The 15,705-nt window shown below is 63.1% G+C and carries 24 protein-coding genes; all 24 read left to right on the top strand.

Translation table 11 applies throughout. The annotated features are described in order from the left end of the window. The coding region (locus JCM25143_RS07080; RefSeq protein ID WP_035370654.1) for a TrbG/VirB9 family P-type conjugative transfer protein at positions 1 to 760 on the top strand (760 nt) is incomplete at its 5' end. Continuing rightward, positions 757 to 1,710, top strand: a complete 954-nt coding sequence (locus JCM25143_RS07075; protein WP_025860514.1) for a toxin co-regulated pilus biosynthesis Q family protein — start codon at positions 757 to 759, stop codon at positions 1,708 to 1,710. The genes JCM25143_RS07080 and JCM25143_RS07075, both read left to right, overlap by 4 nt. After that, on the top strand, positions 1,710 to 3,419 hold the full coding sequence (locus tag JCM25143_RS07070) for a hypothetical protein (protein ID WP_025860513.1): 1,710 nt from the start codon (positions 1,710 to 1,712) through the stop codon (positions 3,417 to 3,419). The genes JCM25143_RS07075 and JCM25143_RS07070 overlap by 1 nt, the downstream gene beginning before the upstream one ends. After that, positions 3,416 to 4,018 (top strand): type IV pilus biogenesis protein PilP, encoded by a 603-nt coding sequence (gene pilP / locus JCM25143_RS07065; RefSeq protein ID WP_025860512.1) that lies wholly within the window; start codon positions 3,416 to 3,418, stop codon positions 4,016 to 4,018. Before JCM25143_RS07070 ends, pilP begins: the two co-directional genes overlap by 4 nt. Positions 4,019 to 4,020: 2 nt before the next feature. Beyond that, a complete protein-coding gene (pilO2, locus tag JCM25143_RS07060) occupies positions 4,021 to 5,166 on the top strand; it encodes a type 4b pilus protein PilO2 (RefSeq protein WP_081773507.1) in 1,146 nt (381 codons plus the stop codon). Next, positions 5,163 to 5,378, top strand: a complete 216-nt coding sequence (locus JCM25143_RS07055; RefSeq protein ID WP_025860510.1) for a hypothetical protein — start codon at positions 5,163 to 5,165, stop codon at positions 5,376 to 5,378. The genes pilO2 and JCM25143_RS07055 overlap by 4 nt, the downstream gene beginning before the upstream one ends. Next, the gene (locus tag JCM25143_RS07050) at positions 5,375 to 6,832 is read left to right on the top strand and encodes an ATPase, T2SS/T4P/T4SS family (protein ID WP_025860509.1); all 1,458 of its coding nucleotides are present in this window, start codon (positions 5,375 to 5,377) and stop codon (positions 6,830 to 6,832) included. The genes JCM25143_RS07055 and JCM25143_RS07050 overlap by 4 nt, the downstream gene beginning before the upstream one ends. A gap of 1 nt (position 6,833) precedes the next feature. Next, on the top strand, positions 6,834 to 7,364 hold the full coding sequence (locus JCM25143_RS07045; RefSeq protein ID WP_025860508.1) for a type II secretion system F family protein: 531 nt from the start codon (positions 6,834 to 6,836) through the stop codon (positions 7,362 to 7,364). A 5-nt stretch (positions 7,365 to 7,369) separates the two neighbouring features. Continuing rightward, on the top strand, positions 7,370 to 7,945 hold the full coding sequence (locus JCM25143_RS07040) for a hypothetical protein (protein WP_025860507.1): 576 nt from the start codon (positions 7,370 to 7,372) through the stop codon (positions 7,943 to 7,945). Positions 7,946 to 7,964: 19 nt separating this feature from the next. Next, positions 7,965 to 8,198: a hypothetical protein gene (locus JCM25143_RS07035; protein ID WP_025860506.1), complete on the top strand. Its 234-nt coding sequence runs from the start codon at positions 7,965 to 7,967 to the stop codon at positions 8,196 to 8,198. Beyond that, positions 8,195 to 8,473, top strand: coding sequence for a type 4 pilus major pilin (locus tag JCM25143_RS25175; protein WP_081773509.1), 279 nt, complete (start codon positions 8,195 to 8,197; stop codon positions 8,471 to 8,473). The genes JCM25143_RS07035 and JCM25143_RS25175 overlap by 4 nt, the downstream gene beginning before the upstream one ends. Before the next feature lie 10 nt (positions 8,474 to 8,483). Further along, positions 8,484 to 8,672: a hypothetical protein gene (locus JCM25143_RS20730; RefSeq protein ID WP_025860505.1), complete on the top strand. Its 189-nt coding sequence runs from the start codon at positions 8,484 to 8,486 to the stop codon at positions 8,670 to 8,672. 74 nt (positions 8,673 to 8,746) lie between these two features. Then, positions 8,747 to 8,968, top strand: a complete 222-nt coding sequence (locus tag JCM25143_RS21935; protein ID WP_025860504.1) for a hypothetical protein — start codon at positions 8,747 to 8,749, stop codon at positions 8,966 to 8,968. Then, positions 8,968 to 9,507 carry a hypothetical protein gene (locus JCM25143_RS22300; RefSeq protein WP_025860503.1) on the top strand — a complete coding sequence of 180 codons (540 nt, stop codon included), beginning with the start codon at positions 8,968 to 8,970 and terminating at the stop codon, positions 9,505 to 9,507. Before JCM25143_RS21935 ends, JCM25143_RS22300 begins: the two co-directional genes overlap by 1 nt. Further along, the gene (gene pilV, locus JCM25143_RS07015) at positions 9,399 to 10,352 is read left to right on the top strand and encodes a shufflon system plasmid conjugative transfer pilus tip adhesin PilV (protein ID WP_159101604.1); all 954 of its coding nucleotides are present in this window, start codon (positions 9,399 to 9,401) and stop codon (positions 10,350 to 10,352) included. The genes JCM25143_RS22300 and pilV overlap by 109 nt, the downstream gene beginning before the upstream one ends. A gap of 349 nt (positions 10,353 to 10,701) precedes the next feature. Further along, a complete protein-coding gene (locus JCM25143_RS23735) occupies positions 10,702 to 11,067 on the top strand; it encodes a lytic transglycosylase domain-containing protein (RefSeq protein ID WP_234395069.1) in 366 nt (121 codons plus the stop codon). A 34-nt stretch (positions 11,068 to 11,101) separates the two neighbouring features. Continuing rightward, entirely contained in the window at positions 11,102 to 11,500 is a 399-nt protein-coding gene (locus tag JCM25143_RS07005) for a DotD/TraH family lipoprotein (RefSeq protein ID WP_025860501.1), read from the top strand. Further along, positions 11,493 to 12,422 (top strand): type IV secretion system DotC family protein, encoded by a 930-nt coding sequence (locus tag JCM25143_RS07000; RefSeq protein WP_148300039.1) that lies wholly within the window; start codon positions 11,493 to 11,495, stop codon positions 12,420 to 12,422. The genes JCM25143_RS07005 and JCM25143_RS07000 overlap by 8 nt, the downstream gene beginning before the upstream one ends. Next, on the top strand, positions 12,419 to 13,567 hold the full coding sequence (locus tag JCM25143_RS06995; protein WP_025860499.1) for a secretion/conjugation apparatus DotM-related subunit: 1,149 nt from the start codon (positions 12,419 to 12,421) through the stop codon (positions 13,565 to 13,567). The genes JCM25143_RS07000 and JCM25143_RS06995 overlap by 4 nt, the downstream gene beginning before the upstream one ends. Continuing rightward, positions 13,564 to 13,770 (top strand): hypothetical protein, encoded by a 207-nt coding sequence (locus JCM25143_RS06990; RefSeq protein ID WP_025860498.1) that lies wholly within the window; start codon positions 13,564 to 13,566, stop codon positions 13,768 to 13,770. Before JCM25143_RS06995 ends, JCM25143_RS06990 begins: the two co-directional genes overlap by 4 nt. Continuing rightward, positions 13,746 to 13,934 carry a hypothetical protein gene (locus JCM25143_RS21930; RefSeq protein ID WP_148300038.1) on the top strand — a complete coding sequence of 63 codons (189 nt, stop codon included), beginning with the start codon at positions 13,746 to 13,748 and terminating at the stop codon, positions 13,932 to 13,934. Before JCM25143_RS06990 ends, JCM25143_RS21930 begins: the two co-directional genes overlap by 25 nt. After that, entirely contained in the window at positions 13,931 to 15,046 is a 1,116-nt protein-coding gene (locus tag JCM25143_RS06985; RefSeq protein WP_025860497.1) for a type IV pilus twitching motility protein PilT, read from the top strand. The genes JCM25143_RS21930 and JCM25143_RS06985 overlap by 4 nt, the downstream gene beginning before the upstream one ends. Next, complete coding sequence (icmT, locus tag JCM25143_RS06980) at positions 15,046 to 15,294, top strand: IcmT/TraK family protein (protein WP_025860496.1); 249 nt, start codon at positions 15,046 to 15,048, stop codon at positions 15,292 to 15,294. Before JCM25143_RS06985 ends, icmT begins: the two co-directional genes overlap by 1 nt. Further along, the gene (locus JCM25143_RS06975) at positions 15,291 to 15,689 is read left to right on the top strand and encodes a hypothetical protein (RefSeq protein ID WP_025860495.1); all 399 of its coding nucleotides are present in this window, start codon (positions 15,291 to 15,293) and stop codon (positions 15,687 to 15,689) included. Before icmT ends, JCM25143_RS06975 begins: the two co-directional genes overlap by 4 nt. Positions 15,690 to 15,705: the final 16 nt, after the last annotated feature.

The following is a 15,705-nucleotide window of genomic DNA, read 5'->3' as shown; positions in this document are numbered from 1 at the left end:
GCACGCACCTCTAACGGTCGCCGGAGCGACAGCACCGAGTGCCGCCACCGCGACACCGGCGGCGGTAGCACCTGTCGCACACAGTGCGACACCCATCACCGGTAAAGGCGGTGTGACATGGTTCGCCTTTGGTGATGGAACGCCCACCCTCACCTGCCATCACCCCGCGATCTGCATGATCCGCCTCGAAGCCGGGGAAACCGCCCTCGCCAGCCAGATCACCCTGAGCGACACCGCGAACTGGCATACCGACCTCGTGCGCGGCACCAGCGGGATCCATGCCGGATGGGCGCTAGCCATCGAACCCGGTCCGCAGGCGCGACAGGCCCAGCTCAGCCTGCCCACCAGCCGGCGCGTCTACAACATAGCACTCAGTGCCGCCCTGCCGAGCATGACAACGGTCGCCTTCACCCACGCTCCTACCGATCCCCTGTCGCAACCGGCATTCGCGCCCGCCAGCCCGCTTGCGGCCTACGATCGCTCAAACCCTGATTTCCGGTACACACTCAGCGGCGCGACACCGCCCTGGACACCGCTGCGCGTCTATCGGGATGCCGGCCACACCTTCATCGACTTCCCGCAGGGCCAGATCGTGACACGCCCCCGGCTTGTCGTTCTCGCCCCGCATGTCGCCCAGCCCAATGCCTACCATGTCGCCGGTGATTCCTACGTCGTCGATGCCGTCATCGACGACCTGCAGTTGATCGGCGCGGAGGCCGACCAGCCGACCGTGCGCGCAACCTACGGAGCCCACCCATGATCCCCAGAACTACGGGTGCGGCGCTGCTGTGCCTCACCGCCCTGAGTGCCTGTGCGACACTGCCCGCCGAAGACAGTTCCCACATCACAGGTCTGAACGCCGCCGATGCACAGGCCCTGAGCATACAGGCCAGTGACATCCTCACCGCCAGCATGGATCCGCGCCAGACGACACTGCGTGTCCTGCGCTTCAGCCCGGCCGAGCGTGCTGTGCAACAGACACTCGACAACGCCCTACGCGCACGCGGCTTTGCCCTCGCACCGGACGGCATGGCCTATCCGGGTGCGCTCTCCGTGCGCCTCGACCTGCAGGCGACACCCCAGCACCTGCTCATGACCCTGTATGCAGGCGACGGCCAGATGACCTGCTCCTACGTCCACGACAGCGCCGGTCAGCTTGTCCGTAAAGCCGGCTGCACCCTGCTTGAAGGCACGCGTGTCACCCTGCATGCCCCGCAGGTGCAGACGATCCCCGTGGCCAGCACGCCCATCACGGCCTCTCCCACGGCGACACCCCCGACGATCCCGGTCGCACCGGCCTCGTCCTCCCTCTCGCCTGTGCACCCTGCGGGCACCTCGCCCTCGGCCCCGGCAACGCGTCAGGACACAACCCCTGCGCCACCAGCCATCTCGCCCACAAACCCCGACACCGGCCCAGATACCACTCCCGCCCTGCCTGACCCGCAGCGTCAATGGGTGCTCAGTCGCGGTGAGCCCATCCGTGAGCAGGTCATCGCCTGGGGCACGCAGGTCGGTTGGACGGTCAAATGGCCCGAGGACATCAACTGGACCATCCCCGCGACAGCGGTTTTCACAGGCGATTTCGCGGACAGGGAGCACGGGCCGATCGAGCAGATCGTCGATGCCCTCGCCGAACAGGGACGCGCCATCAAGGTGAACTTCTACTACCCCAACAAGACCCTCGCGGTCACTCATGGAGACGTCCGGTAATGCGCCTGCGCCCCCTTGCCCTCTCAACCACCATACTGCTCGCTCTGGGCGGCTGCACACAGTTCAACGAGGCCCGCAATCAGGAAAAAGCCTACGAAGACCGGGCCCAGAGCACGCATATCCCAACGCGCGAACTGATCACGGCGAGCGATCATCCCTACCTGATCGGCGACCCCGTCAAACCCACCACCGTCATCCCCCCGGCCCTGCGTGAGCCCATCACCGTGTCGTGGTCGCGCCCACTGTCGCTGCGTGAGGCCGCAACCCAGCTCAGCATCCGCACCGGCATCCCGATCCGGGTGCGGCCTGACGCCGACGACACGGCCATAGCAGCTGACACACCCCAGCAAAGCGCGCTGAGCGGCATGAGCGCGCCGTCGTTCAATGGCACATCCCTGCCCGCACCCCCCGCCATCCAGTCCACGGCCGCACAGCCTACACCGCATGTGCGCCTGCACCATGCAGCCTATACGCCAGGCTATTCCGGCCGGGGCCCATGGCTCGAATATACCGGCACGCGCCACGGCCTGTTTGCAACCCTCGCCACGCGTTTCGGGGTGAGCGAACGCTTTACGGACGGCACCGAAGAGTTCTTCCGCAACATCACCAAAACCTACGTCATCCCGGCGTTTGACGGACAGACCAGCAATACATCGGCCATTACGGCCGTCACCGGCGGCGGTAGCTCGGGCAATTCCAGTTCGGGTATGTCGGGCACGGGCAGCGGTATGTCCTCAGGGATGGGCATGGGCTCAGGGATGGGGTCGGGAAACAGTTCGGGGAACAGCAGCCAGTCACAGGGCATGACCGGCGTATGGGAACAGATCAAAACCGACCGTCTGGCCCATCTGCAGGAGGCCGCCCAGATCGCAGGGAACGGCGCAGAGGTGCTCATGGATCCGGGTCTTGGGGTGCTCACCGTCTCGGGCACCCCCGAGCAGATCGCAGGCCTCGACGAATGGTATGATGGCCTCAAATCCATGCTGACCAAACAGGTCGCCATCACCGTGCGCGTCTGGGCGCTCAAATTCGACCGCGAAAGCAATTACGGCATCAGCCCGCAGGTCGCGGCCAAGCAGTTCTCCAAGTATTTCGTCGCCAGCGCCACCCCGGCCGCCATTCCGCTGATCCAGTCGCAGAGCACCCCGTTCAGCTTCGGGGCGCAAATCGTCAAGGGTAAGATGAGCGGCACGGATCTCTCCGTGCAGGCCTTGCAGTCACTCAACAACGCCACCGAACTCGACGAGCGCGGCGTCGTCACGACCAACGGCGTGCCTGCGCCCTTCCAGCACGGTACCAACACCACCTACGTGCAATACGCGGCCTCCTATCTGGCAACCAATGCCGGGTCATCTTCCTCGCAGTCTCCCGGTGTCGTCATGTCCGGCTTTGAAGGCTCCGTGACCCCACGCATCAGCGACGACCAGATCGTCCTCAACATGCACTTCCTGATCCAGACCGTGCTCTCGATCGACCTCGCCAACAGCACGACAGGCATGCAGCTCCCCAAAACATCCGGCACCACCCTGACCGACAACATCGTCCTCAAGAATGGCGAAATGCTCGTGCTGTCGGGTTACTCGGGCGATAGCACGTCGCGTCAGATGAACGGCGTCGGCTCCCCCTACAACCCGATCTTTGGCGGCGGCGGAGATGCCGACAATACCAAAAACCGTATTCTCATCACCGTCGAGGCCCACACGCTATGAGACAGATCCTGCCCGTCCTCGCCTGCGCTCTGGCGACACCCGTTCTCATGGCGACACCCTTGCGTGCGGCCGACTGTTCAGCCGCCATGATCGCGCCAGCTCCGGGTGAAACCCTGTCGGTCACCGCTCTGGACGCGAACAATGCGTGCCTGACCTACCTGCATCAACGCTCCGCTGCTGCCGATCTAAGCGCGCAGATTGCCGATTCAGACCGCCGAGCCAAAGGAGAAAAGCCCACAAACAAGCAGGCCACCGCGCCCAGTCCGCCACCACCAGCTATCGCCGCATCAGAGCCACCCCCGGCTCACGTCCTACCCCAGACGGACTCCCTTTATATCGACCAGCACGGAGCTAGTGCGACACTGGTTTTTGCTGACAGCAGCACGGCCGAAGTGACAACAGGCACCGGCCTGCCTGATGGGCTGAAGGTCACTGCCATCAACCGGACGGGCGTTTACGTCCGCAATGCCGACGGCCAGACCATCCGCCTCAATGACGCGACAAGCGGTTTCCAGGCCCAGCCCGTACGCACGGCCGTTCCTTCACATCAGTTGTCAATGACACACTCCCCGTTCGGGGCACTGCCAGGAATGCCCTGACCATGGCCAGAATTCTTCCCCTCCACGGCAAGCTATGGGTCGCAGGCATGGTCTGGCGGGACTATGGCACTCGCCCGGGTGGCGCGAGACTGCGCGCCGAAGGGCGCCTCGCCCACGCAACCCACTACGCCCGCTATCCGGGTCGCCCCCAGAGTGCGGCCTTCATCACTATCAGCCGCACCTATGCGCGCGGCGGCCTCAACAGTCTCGCCATCGCAACCGCTGCCGTTCTGGGGCCTCTCACCTATGCCGAATTCGAGATGGGCGGCGGCGATCTATGGGTGATCGCCACAGACGAAGACGGGGAGCTGCTCCCCGGATCGGATCAGTTCTACGACGGGGAAACCATCGTCACGCTCCGCGAGGCGTTGGACGGACAATCCTACACATCCCGGCAGACAATTGCCGAAGCCGATCTTGAAGCGTGGTTTTCACGTCTCGGACCCGCATCGATCACCCTGCATCCGGTTTCCCTACGCACCCTTTACACTGTGCTGGCGACAACCGCTGTGATCGGGCTTGTCGCAGCAACTGGCTGGAGCCTCTACAGCGCCCATGAAGCCGAATGGCTCGCGCGCGCGCGCCGTGAAGCCGCACTACGCAACACAAAACCCAGTATCGCACCCAGCGGACCAGCGGAAATCGTTACCGCCTGCATGCAGGCTATCACACCCATAACACCCCACTCTCACGGCTGGGTGCTGGAAAGCCTGCAATGTGATCAGAGCGGGTTGAATACCCGCTGGATGCGCGCAGGCGGCACGCTCCTCGACGCACCGCATGGACATATCTCCAGCAACGCCGACACCGACGACCTACTTACCACCATTCACCCCCATCCCGGGCGAGCGGGCACGCCACTACAGGGTGATCCGATCCGTCTGTTCGTCGGCATGTTGCAGGAGGCCGGCATCACACCGGCCATCACATCGGGCAAGACCCAGAACACCGGTCCCGCCCGCGAGATGGTGCAGGTCATCACCATACGCTTCCCCTGGCCCGCCGACCCGCGCGCCATCGCGTGGAACAGCTACCCCCGTCTCGAACAGGTCAGCCTGCGCCGCACCATCATGACAGCCGACCTCAAGCCATCAACCGGCGGCTACGACATCACCGCACTGTTCGCCATCACAGGAGCAACACCATGAGTGTAATCAGAAAAATCACTGGCTTGCTGCCTTGGAAGCCTGCCACACGCGCCGATCTGACCATGGACGGGATCAGAACCCCCGCCGATCTTCGCGGACAGTTCCACCTAGACGAAGTCCATTCCCTTCTGAGCATCAATGACGCGCTCAAGGTCCGGCGTGACGTCCTGCAATGGATCGACGATCTACGCCGCGCCCGCGCAGGCACATGAAGATCGAGTGGATCCCCCTGAGCATTGTCGCCGCCAGACTGGCGCAGGCCCATCATACCGGCACCATGGAGGGCAATGGAAATGGGCTGGACATGCGGGCCCGCGCCAAGGCGCTGCTGAAAACAGGCTGCGATCTCGGCGCCAGTGACATCGATATCCGACGCCTTGCGGGTCACGCGGTTATCGAGATGCATATCGACGGCACCGTGCGCGAATACGATGAAATTACCACCGATTACGCCGACAAGCTGATTAACGCCCTGTATATGCTGACCAAGCAGCAGTACCGCCCCAAACAGTCGCAGGATGGCTCGATTGCCGGTCGCGATCTGATGGGGACCGGTCTGGTCAACGTGCGGATCGCCCGCACCCCCATCGCTCCCGTCGACGCCGATGCCCAGTGGCTCAACATGCGTCTGCAGGCCGGCGTCCAGAAGGTGCCAGCCGTCGATGCACTCAAGGGGCTCAAACGCGTCGAGCCCCCACCGGGAAAGCTCGATCTTGTCAGTTCCGGCTGGACCGAAAAGCAGGCCGAACTGCTGCAGACCTTTGTCCTCAATGCCACCGGCACCGTCATTTTCACCGGGCCGCCGGGCTCGGGCAAAACTCATGTCCTGCACCGGCTGAGCGAACATATTGCCCGCACCCGGCCCGGTCAGCGACAGGCGTTCATCGAACAGCCCGTCGAGACCATTCTGCCTCATGCTCCCCAGCTCAATATTCTCGACACTCTGACCGCCAAGCGCCGGCGAAGCCTATGCGCACAGAACCCGCCTCGTTCTGCGTATGGCCGTCAACATTCTGGCTTGGGTGAAATCCGCGACCCGCTCGTCGCCACCACATGGCTCTCGGCCGCCGAGACCGGCATGCTCATGATGAGCACCATGCACACAGCCCATCCGTTTCTGGCCATCCCGCGCCTGCGCGACATGGATCCTGATCGGCTGGCCCTGCCCATTATCTGTGACCCCGCCATTATCTGTGGTCTGGTCGGCCAGCGCCTCGTGCCCATCCTGTGTGACCATTGCGCCCTGCCCTGGGATCAGAACGATCCGCGGCTCACCCAAATAATGCGCAACGCCATCCTGACCTGGCAGCGTCCAGACTGGCGCGCGTCAGACATCCGCAGGCTTGGCCCCGGCTGCCCCCACTGTGCGTGGAAAGGCACGGTGCGCCGTCAGGTTGTCGCCGAGGTCGTGGACCCCGATGAAACCCTCATGGCCGACTTCATCCAATACGGCCCGACCCTCGCGCGACATCGCTATCACACGCGCTCAAACGCCGACACCACCATGCTGGAAAAGGGCATGGGACTGGTCTTTCAGGGGCGCATGGATCCTTTCGACGTCCCCCTGAAAATCGAACGCATCCGGGCGTGGGACTTCCTTCAGCGCGAACGCGAGCGTGCGCTCAAAGGCCTCGAAACCACACCCTTGATGGAAAGAGGGCACTGACATGAGCATCGAAATCGTCTTTGACGACAACACGCGCGAGGAGAGTGAGGGGCGACTAAGCCTCTGGCTCGACCAGCGCATTGGCTTCTCCCTCAAACGTCGTCTGGCCTTCTACCGCACCCTGTCGCGCAAACTCCGCAATGGCGAGATGATCAACCGCGTCCTGCTCAACCGGGCAGAGCAGGCCGAAAAATTCAGCAATGTCTGGGAAGCGCGGATGCTGCGTCGCATCGAACGCATCCTCAACGACGAAGGCACCACCTTCGCCTACACGCTTCAGCCCTACATTCCCGAGGACGAATTCACCATGCTGCTCTCGGGGGAACAGGCGGATGACCTGCCCTCAGCCCTCGACATGATCTGCGACACCCGCACCCGTGTCGCAGCCCTGCAGAAAGAGTTCCGTGGCGCATGGGTGGAGCCGGCGGGCTACATCGCCATCGTCGTCGTCACCCTCTCGATCGCAGCCCAGTCCGCGCTACCGCAACTTGCGCGCACGCTGGAGCATAATGCACGTCCAGCACAGCATTGAACCTCATGCTCATGATGACCCGGATCGGCACGATCCCGGCAACTCTGGGCCTTATCGTCCTGATGATTGGAACCGCCTTCGTGGCGCGCTGGAGCCTGCCACGCCTGACAGGCCGTGTGCGCGTCTGGCTTGAAGTCGCACCACCCTGGTCCGTCTATCGCGACATTCAGGGCTATCTGTGGATCTGCAGCTTTCTGGCGCAGTGCAAAATCGGTGTCGCCGATGTCGATGTGCTCGAAAATCAGGCCGAGGACAGCCGCTCCCCATGGCTCACCGAGCGGCTGACCACCCTGCGCGACATGATGGTCACTGAAGGCGTCACCCTCCCTCGTGCCATGGAAATGGCCCGCCTGCATTTCCCAAACCCCGAGATCATCCGCGAGATCGACGATGTCTGGGGGGATGAGGGGGATTACGACACGCTGCTCGCTCACGCCCTGATCTGGGTCAACCAGATCGAAGACAGGACACGCGCCCAGATCCGGGTCGTGCGCGGCGTCACAAACTTTTCCTCCATGATGCTCGTCGGAGCAGTCGTGCTGCTCGAAATCTTCATCGGCCAGGACATGGTCCCGCGCTGACCCAATAAGGAGTATAAACATGAAAGATGTCCTCGGCCCCATCATCGGCGTGCTGGCCGGCCTGTTCGGTCTGGCGGCCCTCGCACTCGCCGGGTGGGAACTCGATCACGTCTATATGGTCTGGCAGGCCTCATCCTACGAAAGCCAGCTCGCTAACAAGATCGACAAGACCTACAGGCTCGTCGGCGCCATGAACGCGTCCAACCTGTCTAACTCCGTCGCAATCAGCGGCGGCATGGTTCCTGAAGGCTGATCGCCAGCGATGGAACCACCCTCAAAGGCCCCTGGTCGGGATCGACAGTAACGGTATCCGGTCTGGCATCCGGCGGGTTTCAGGACGCATGGACCGGCGTCGCATCTCATGACTGTGCGTCTTTTGCAGGCGGCCACCGCAGCAATGGCGGTGTCACGGTCAACGGCACGACCATCACCTTCGGCACCGGGACCGACACCGTCTCCCAGATTGCCTCGGCCTGTAACGGCGGTAGCGGCGGTACGGTCACCATCACCTTCCTCTATCCCGCATAAGGAGGGGGTCATGGGTTTCGGAATAGGCTTCGCCTTAGCCCTTCTTAGCCTGCTGGGGCTGTCAATCGAGACCTACCGGGCTCTGGACGGGCTGATCACCGTCCAGAACCAGCCCATGCACATCGCACTCCCCGAGGATCAGGCCTTTCTGGCGTTCAAAGCGCCGTACTCGCCTATGTCACCACCCACCCGGAAATAACGGGGGCCATACCGCTCGATGCTCTCGCTCTGGAAACCCCTGTCAGCACCGCGCTCAATGACGCAGGCGCGTATGTGAGCAGCGCGAACGGTGTCGTCACATTGCAGAGCTGGGCCGCGATGTCGCAGGTCAACATCCTAAAAACCATCACCCGGGCACGGGGCGACCTCAGTATTGGCTCAGCACAGGGCTCCACATGGACATCGCCCTATGCCGGAACCATGGGCTCACTGCCCACACCCGTGACGACAGGCCATGTCGTCTCGGTCGTGACCTTCAATAAAGGATCATTCTGATGTGGCAGCTCATCGGCTCCGCCGTCGCCGGGCTCATGATTCTTCTGACCATGCCGGTCTATAACGACATTCAGGCCAACAATCTCGCAGCCACCGTGGATGCCGATGCGGCCAGTCAGTTCCAGACCATTCTGGCTGGTGCGCAAAAATATGCCGCCGCCCAGAAAGACACACTCACCGATACGCTGAGTATCGGAGGCGCCTATCAGGAAGTGCCGTTCGCAGACCTCGTCAACACGGATACGGTGCCCGGAGGCTTCAGCCAGACCAATGTCTTGGGCGCGACATGGCATGTCTATGTGCAGCAACCCGCGTCAGGGGCCATCCGGACCATGGTCACAGCCACAGGCGGCCGCACCCTAACCCAAAGCGATCTGATCAATATCGCAGGCCTCACTGGGGATCAGGGCGGCTATGTGCCTATGACGGCATGCTCGGCAACCTCACCTCTTCCGAAGCCCATGGCACGACATGGAACCTCTCGCTTTCCGGGCTGCCGTCACCAGGAGCTGGGCATCTGTTTGGCACCGTCACTGTAGGCGATGCCGCCTCCCCCACCATCGACACCAATGATTTCTTATACCGTGTTGGCGTTCCGGGCCATGACGAGCTCAACACCATGGGTGTCGCTCTGAACATGGGCAGCAACAACATCAATAATGTCGGCACGATCAACGCTGAACAGGGAGTGTTTTCAGGTAACGTATTCGCACAGAGCGGTAATATTATCGATCTTGCCGCCACCAACATAGTATCCGGAGGCACCGTACAAACTAACCGGCTTTCTTCCGCGTCGTCCGATATCGTCTATCTGGCTGCCCGCAATGTACGCATTGACGAAAACGCCCAGATCTATGGAACGCTCAATGTCAATGGAAGAGCCTCCATGGATGCTGCGATTACAGGCACTGATGGTGGTAACGCAATAGCCGGGAACGCCTGTACAGATAACGGCGCAATCGCTTCCAGCCCCGATGGCACAGGCACCCACCTGGAATGTGTCAGAGGCCTTTGGGAAACTCTCGGCGGTGAGACATCCACGACCGTGAGCGGCTCTGCTGGCGTATATGGATCGTGGACAATGATTAAGACCAAGGATCCCACTGTACCAACCGGCTACCGGAAACGCATTATGGGGGAAAGCCCATGGTACTCTTCCAGTTGGGGAGACCACTCGTTCACCATCGCCTTTCCGGAACCATTTACGGCTATCCTGCCTGGTGCATATGGCTGTGCTCTTGTCAGCGAAGGGGGGGGCGGCCACGATAACTCACCATGGCTTATGAGTACACCATCGCTCACGCAGATCACCGTGTTTGTAAATTGGCCAACAGATGGCAATGGTTCAGATGCAATGGTGACATGGTGGGTGGAAGGTTACTAGCCGATGCCTACCTCCCTAGCATGCATGCACACCGCTGCAACGTACTACAACGTACCGCCGACCAATATAGAGACCGTGATGCAGCACGCGCGTGCCAGCGGCATCGGTCCTATGGGCATCCAGCCCGAATGGCTGCCCATCCTCACACGCGCAGGCTTTGACCCCGAAAAGGTCAGGACCGACGCGTGTATAAACATCGCGGCCGGCGCGTGGATCCTCGCATGGAGTGGCACCGGCACGACAGCGCATCGCGAGCCCCCGCCCGCAGGCAAAACCCCTCTGCCCCCACCGTCCAGCCCGCTTCCGGCCGACCTGAAATCCTGCGCGCTGGCGGCTGCCCGGCGCTACCATGTCCATGAACAGCTCTTTCTCGCCGTGCTGGCGACAGAGGGCGGGCGGGTCGGACAGGTCGTCCGCAACCGCAATGGCAGCTACGACATGGGGCCGACCCAGATCAATTCCATCCATCTCCGAACTGGCCAGACTGGGGATCACCCGCGAACAGGTCATCAATGACGGCTGCCTGAACCTGCAGATCGGCGCATGGATCCTCGCCCGCGCACTCGATGGACAGAGCCCGTCCAACCCGGGCGAGTTCTGGCGTCGCGTGGGCAATTACAACTCCGCGACGCCCATCCCCAACGTCACCTATCAGGCCAAAGTCTGGAGCCATCTGGTGGCCCACACGGCGTCACAACGGATGAGCGCACAATGAGGGAATGAACAACCCGTCATTCCCCAGAGGTCTCATGCTCCTCGCGCCCATTGCTCTTGCCGCCTGTCACCATCCCCCGCCACCCCAGATCCCCTTCGGCCAGCAGATGGCCATCCTCGACGCGCAGGCCAACGCACTGGCTGCAACCCGCTATCCCGTGCGCCGCCCGGGCTCCGTACTGCCTGCCGAACTGGAACGCCCCGTCAGCTGGCACTGGTCGGGCACACTGCGCGACGGACTGGGCGAGATCGCCAGCCAGATCGGCTATCACCTCATCATGGACGACACCGGCCCCGGCCCTGTTGTCGCCATCCGTGAGACCACGGCGACAGAAGCCAGCCTTATCGACGAACTCAGCCTCGCCGCCGGCCCCCGCTACCGTGTGGACATCGATGTGCCCACCCACGAGATCAGGGTGTCGCATCATGGCTAAATCCCCCGCCATCCTGTCATACGGGCTGCTCGCACTAGTGCTGGCGACACCCTGCCTCGCCGCCTCCAACGGGCCAGTCGCCCTGCCCGTGCCCTCCAATCCAACCCTGTCGCCTGGGGCTGCAAGCCCCATCGACACACCACTGACCGGGGCGGCCGAGATCCCACGGATCAGCGATGCGACACGCCCACCCTCCATGGAAGCGCTCATGGCCGTGCGCCCCGGCTACTCACCCCGTCCCGATACCGGCGCGGATCATGACGATGCCGTGCGACACGCCGCATGGGCCTATGGCGCACAGGGCGGCCTTGCCGCGCGCTCTTACGCGCTGAACGACATGCTCGACCGGTATGAGGCGACACTCGATCAGACCTTCGACTTTCGTCCCCTCGTCCTGCCCGCCGGCAGCGGTCAGACCCTCATGCGTCCGCCTGTCGTCTCGGAGGCCCAGATGGCCATGGCCCTCGATCCATCCGGGCAGACAGCACGGGAGACACGCCGGATTTTCCGCGTCACGCGCGAAGCCCAGCTGGTCTCGGCTCCCCCCCAGTGGCGTACATGGCTGGTCCGCACCATTACCCTCCCCGAAACACCGCCTGATGCGGTGCGACCCAGAACCCGCCACGAGGTCGAAGTCTGGCGTGAAGGTGTGGCGCGCGGCTGGGCGGCCGGAGAGCGACAGGCCGTCGAAATCTTCCTCGACGATCTCGCCCGCCTTGAACGCGACCTGATCGGCATGGCCCGCTACCGCCTGCTCCTCAAGGCCGGCAAGGTCGAAGCGCCCGAAGTCGCCTTCTTCCAGCGCGACACCGATGGCGGCAAGGACGTGCTGCGCGAAGACGACACGGAAATCCGTATCCGCGCACAGCCCGGCCTCGATGCGAACCGCGCCCACTGGCATGTCGGGGAGGACGCACCATGACCAGCGCCAATAGCCTGCAACGCGACACCGGGCCCGGGCAGATCCTCTTCGTCATCGGGGCCTCCCTGTTCCTGCTCTGTGTCGCAGGCTTCCTCCTGTGGGAGGTAGCACACACACAGATCGTCATGGCCGTGCTGTTCGAGCAGCGCCTGATCCTGCTGGCCGCCTCCCTGTTCACCGACAGCTACGCCTCCCTGCTCGACAGGATGGCGCAGGCCGACCCCCATAAGGTGAGTGCTGCGACACTATGGCAGCTTCTGGGTCTCACAGGTTTCCTGACCCTCCTGCCAGTACTGATCCTGTTCGGCGTTATGGGTTTTTTCTGTGTGAAACGCGCCCCACGCGGCCTGTACCGCGACCAGTTCGGCTATGATGGCATGAAGCATGCGCTCGCACAGATCCATCCTGTTGGACAGGCGTGGCTCGGCTACAACGCACAGCTGCGCGAACCCCCGCCGCCATCCGCACCACTCAGGCCCATGGATCCGTTCCTCCAGCCAGACGAATGGCTCGCCCGCTATGGTGGCGACAAACCCGGCACCGAGGCCCACGCGCAGGCGGCCCAGAATGCGCTGGCCGCACAGCTCGGTACGCCCTGGACAGGCCCACAGGCCCTCAGCCCTGTCGAACAGTGCCTGTTCATGGCCTTCACACTCGTCTGCGCGCGGCGTGGCGACGAGGCCGGGAACCTGCTCAACGCCCTGTCGCGCTCCCTCTCCGGGCAATGGAAACAGGGCGAGATCACCGCCCCGCTCACCATTCCACCCCGGACGGTGGAAGGGTTTCGCAAAACCCTGTCCGCAGGCGACTGGCAGATCGGCATCCAGATCGTCGGCCATCACGCCTGGTCGCGCACCGCTCTGATGACGCTCCTTCAGGTGGCCCGCCAGAAGGCGGGCGTCCTCAACGCCAGCCTGTTCGCCATGATCCAGCTCGTCGATCGCGACCTCTGGCTCATCCTGAGCGCCCTGCCCTACCCCATGCCCGGCCGCCCCATGCACGCGGTCATCACCACGGCCTGCACCGAAGCCGCCGGAGCACTGGAACACTGGCGTGCTGAGTGTCGCACGGGCCAGCCACTCCCCGAGCCGCATGTCAGCGCGACACTCGATACCCTGCTCAGCACCGACCGGAAGCCGTCATGACCACGCCTGATACACAGCTCGGAATCCTCTATCTTGCCGCCCGCAGCACCGCACCAGAACTGCGGAGCTGGGTGCTCAGAACCTACATGCTGCGCGACGGCCTGCTGGATATCGCCATGGCGACCTCCCTTGCACAGCTCGACCAGGTTTACCGGTTCGATCTCTACTACGCTACGACGTGGCCCACGCCCCCGACGCCCTGAGACAGCCCATCACCGCCTATGTCGCGGCTCTGCGACAGGGCTCCAGCGCCCTGCCGGGTGAAGCGCCGTCACACCACCTGTTCAAGGTCCATCACCGGATCGAGACCCTCATACTGGGACCGATCCGCACCCCCCAGACACCTCCTGAAGGAACAGACGCATGAACGACATCGTGGAGCGCCTGCGCGCCCTGCCCCCACACGCCAGTCTCGACACCATCCTGATCGGCTGCGTCGAAATGGGGGCATCTCGTATCCACATGCAGACGGACACCCGCCTCAAGATCCGTGTGCATGGCCGCAATTATACCGTGCCGGGCCTGCGCTGGACCGGCCGTGAAGTCTCCGAAGCCCTGAGGACGATGTATAAATCCGACACAGGCCCGTCACGGCTGAGCAAGGGTGAGGCCATCGACACCAGCTACATTATCTGGCCAGACCGCCGCAAACGACGCTACGGCTTTCGTGTGAACGCTGTCGCCACGACCATCGGCTCAAATGACGGGATCGGTCTTGTCCTGCGCCCACTCCCCGAAAAACCGACCCCGCTTGAAGAACAGCATGTTGAACCGAGCCTGAGCGAAGCACTGGACGGAGAGTCTGGCGGCTATCTGATCTGTGGCGTCACCGGCAGTGGCAAGACAACCCTGATGGGGGGCATCACCCGCCAGCGTCTCGAAGACCCTGACTGCCATTGCGACATCGTCGAGGGGGCCGCTCCTCTGGAACTGTTTTACGACCTGATCGCGCAGAACAACGCCAGTATTCAGCAAACGGAAATTCCCCGCCAGCTCGCCACCTTCCCCGACTTCATCCGGGCCGCCATGCGTCAGGAGCCCACCGATATCAATGTGGGCGAGTGTCGCGATCCCGAAACCATGGAAGCGACCATTCAGGCGATTATCTCGGGTCATCGAACCATGACGTCCGTTCACACCAATGACCCGGCCGCAACAGTTCGCCGTGTCGTCTCGCTGTGTCCGGCGACCGACCGCGACAGTCTGGCCATCGCTCTGGTCGATAACCTCAAACTCATCGTCAACCAGCGTCTGCTCCGCTCCACCGATGGCAGGCGCACCGCCATCCGCTCCTTCCTGCCCTTCAACCGCAAGATCCGCGAAGCCCTGCTCGACGCGCCACAGTCCAGCTGGCCCAACATGGTGCGCGGTTTCGTGGAAGAGCACGGCCAGACCTTCGAACAATCCATCAAGGACGTCCACGCCCAGGGCCGCATCAGCGACGACATCGCAGACCGCGCCATGAAGGAACTGCACTGATGTGGCGACACTCCTCAAGCCCCGTTTACTTCTTCGTCGTCGACTGCCGCTGCCTGCTGGGCATGGTGCTGTGGCTGGCCCACATGCGCCTATGGACCTTCATCACGGCCATCGTCGTCACCCTCCTGTTCGGGTTTCTGGCGTGGATGGGTCTCACCCTGCCTGTCGCATTCCGTATGGCGCGGGTGCTTCTGATCGGCCCGCACCGGCCACGCCTACCCCGTTGGAAACAGAGGGACTACGCATGATCACGCTCGAACGGCTCATCGACGCCCTCGCCAGCCTGCTGGACAACGGACCGTATCGCATCGCCCTGAGTGCGACAGGTGAGGAGGCGTTCACACCACGGCGCCTGCTGGCCCCCGACTGCCTGCTGCCCGTCCTCATGCGGATGGCCGAGGAAACATGGAAAACCCGCGCCGGGCAGGTCAGTTTCGGGCTCGCGATCAGGCCGGACAGCAACGCCCTATGCGGGCAACGCCTGCACGCCGTGCATCACGCCCCCCTCTCTCTGATCATCCTGTGCACCGATCAGACTCTCCAGAAGGTCGCGGATGCACAGGGCACGATCCTGCTCGAAGCCCTTGAGCGACACGCCAACACCCTGTGCGCCGTCCCGGCGTCACAACCCATGCCCGTATGATCACAGCCCCTCATAG

Origin of the sequence: Acetobacter papayae JCM 25143 (genome assembly GCF_000613285.1) — a bacterium.
Lineage (GTDB): Bacteria > Pseudomonadota > Alphaproteobacteria > Acetobacterales > Acetobacteraceae > Acetobacter > Acetobacter papayae.
The sequence above is the reverse complement of the archived record's forward strand: the minus strand, read 5'-3'. Positions and strand labels throughout refer to the sequence as shown.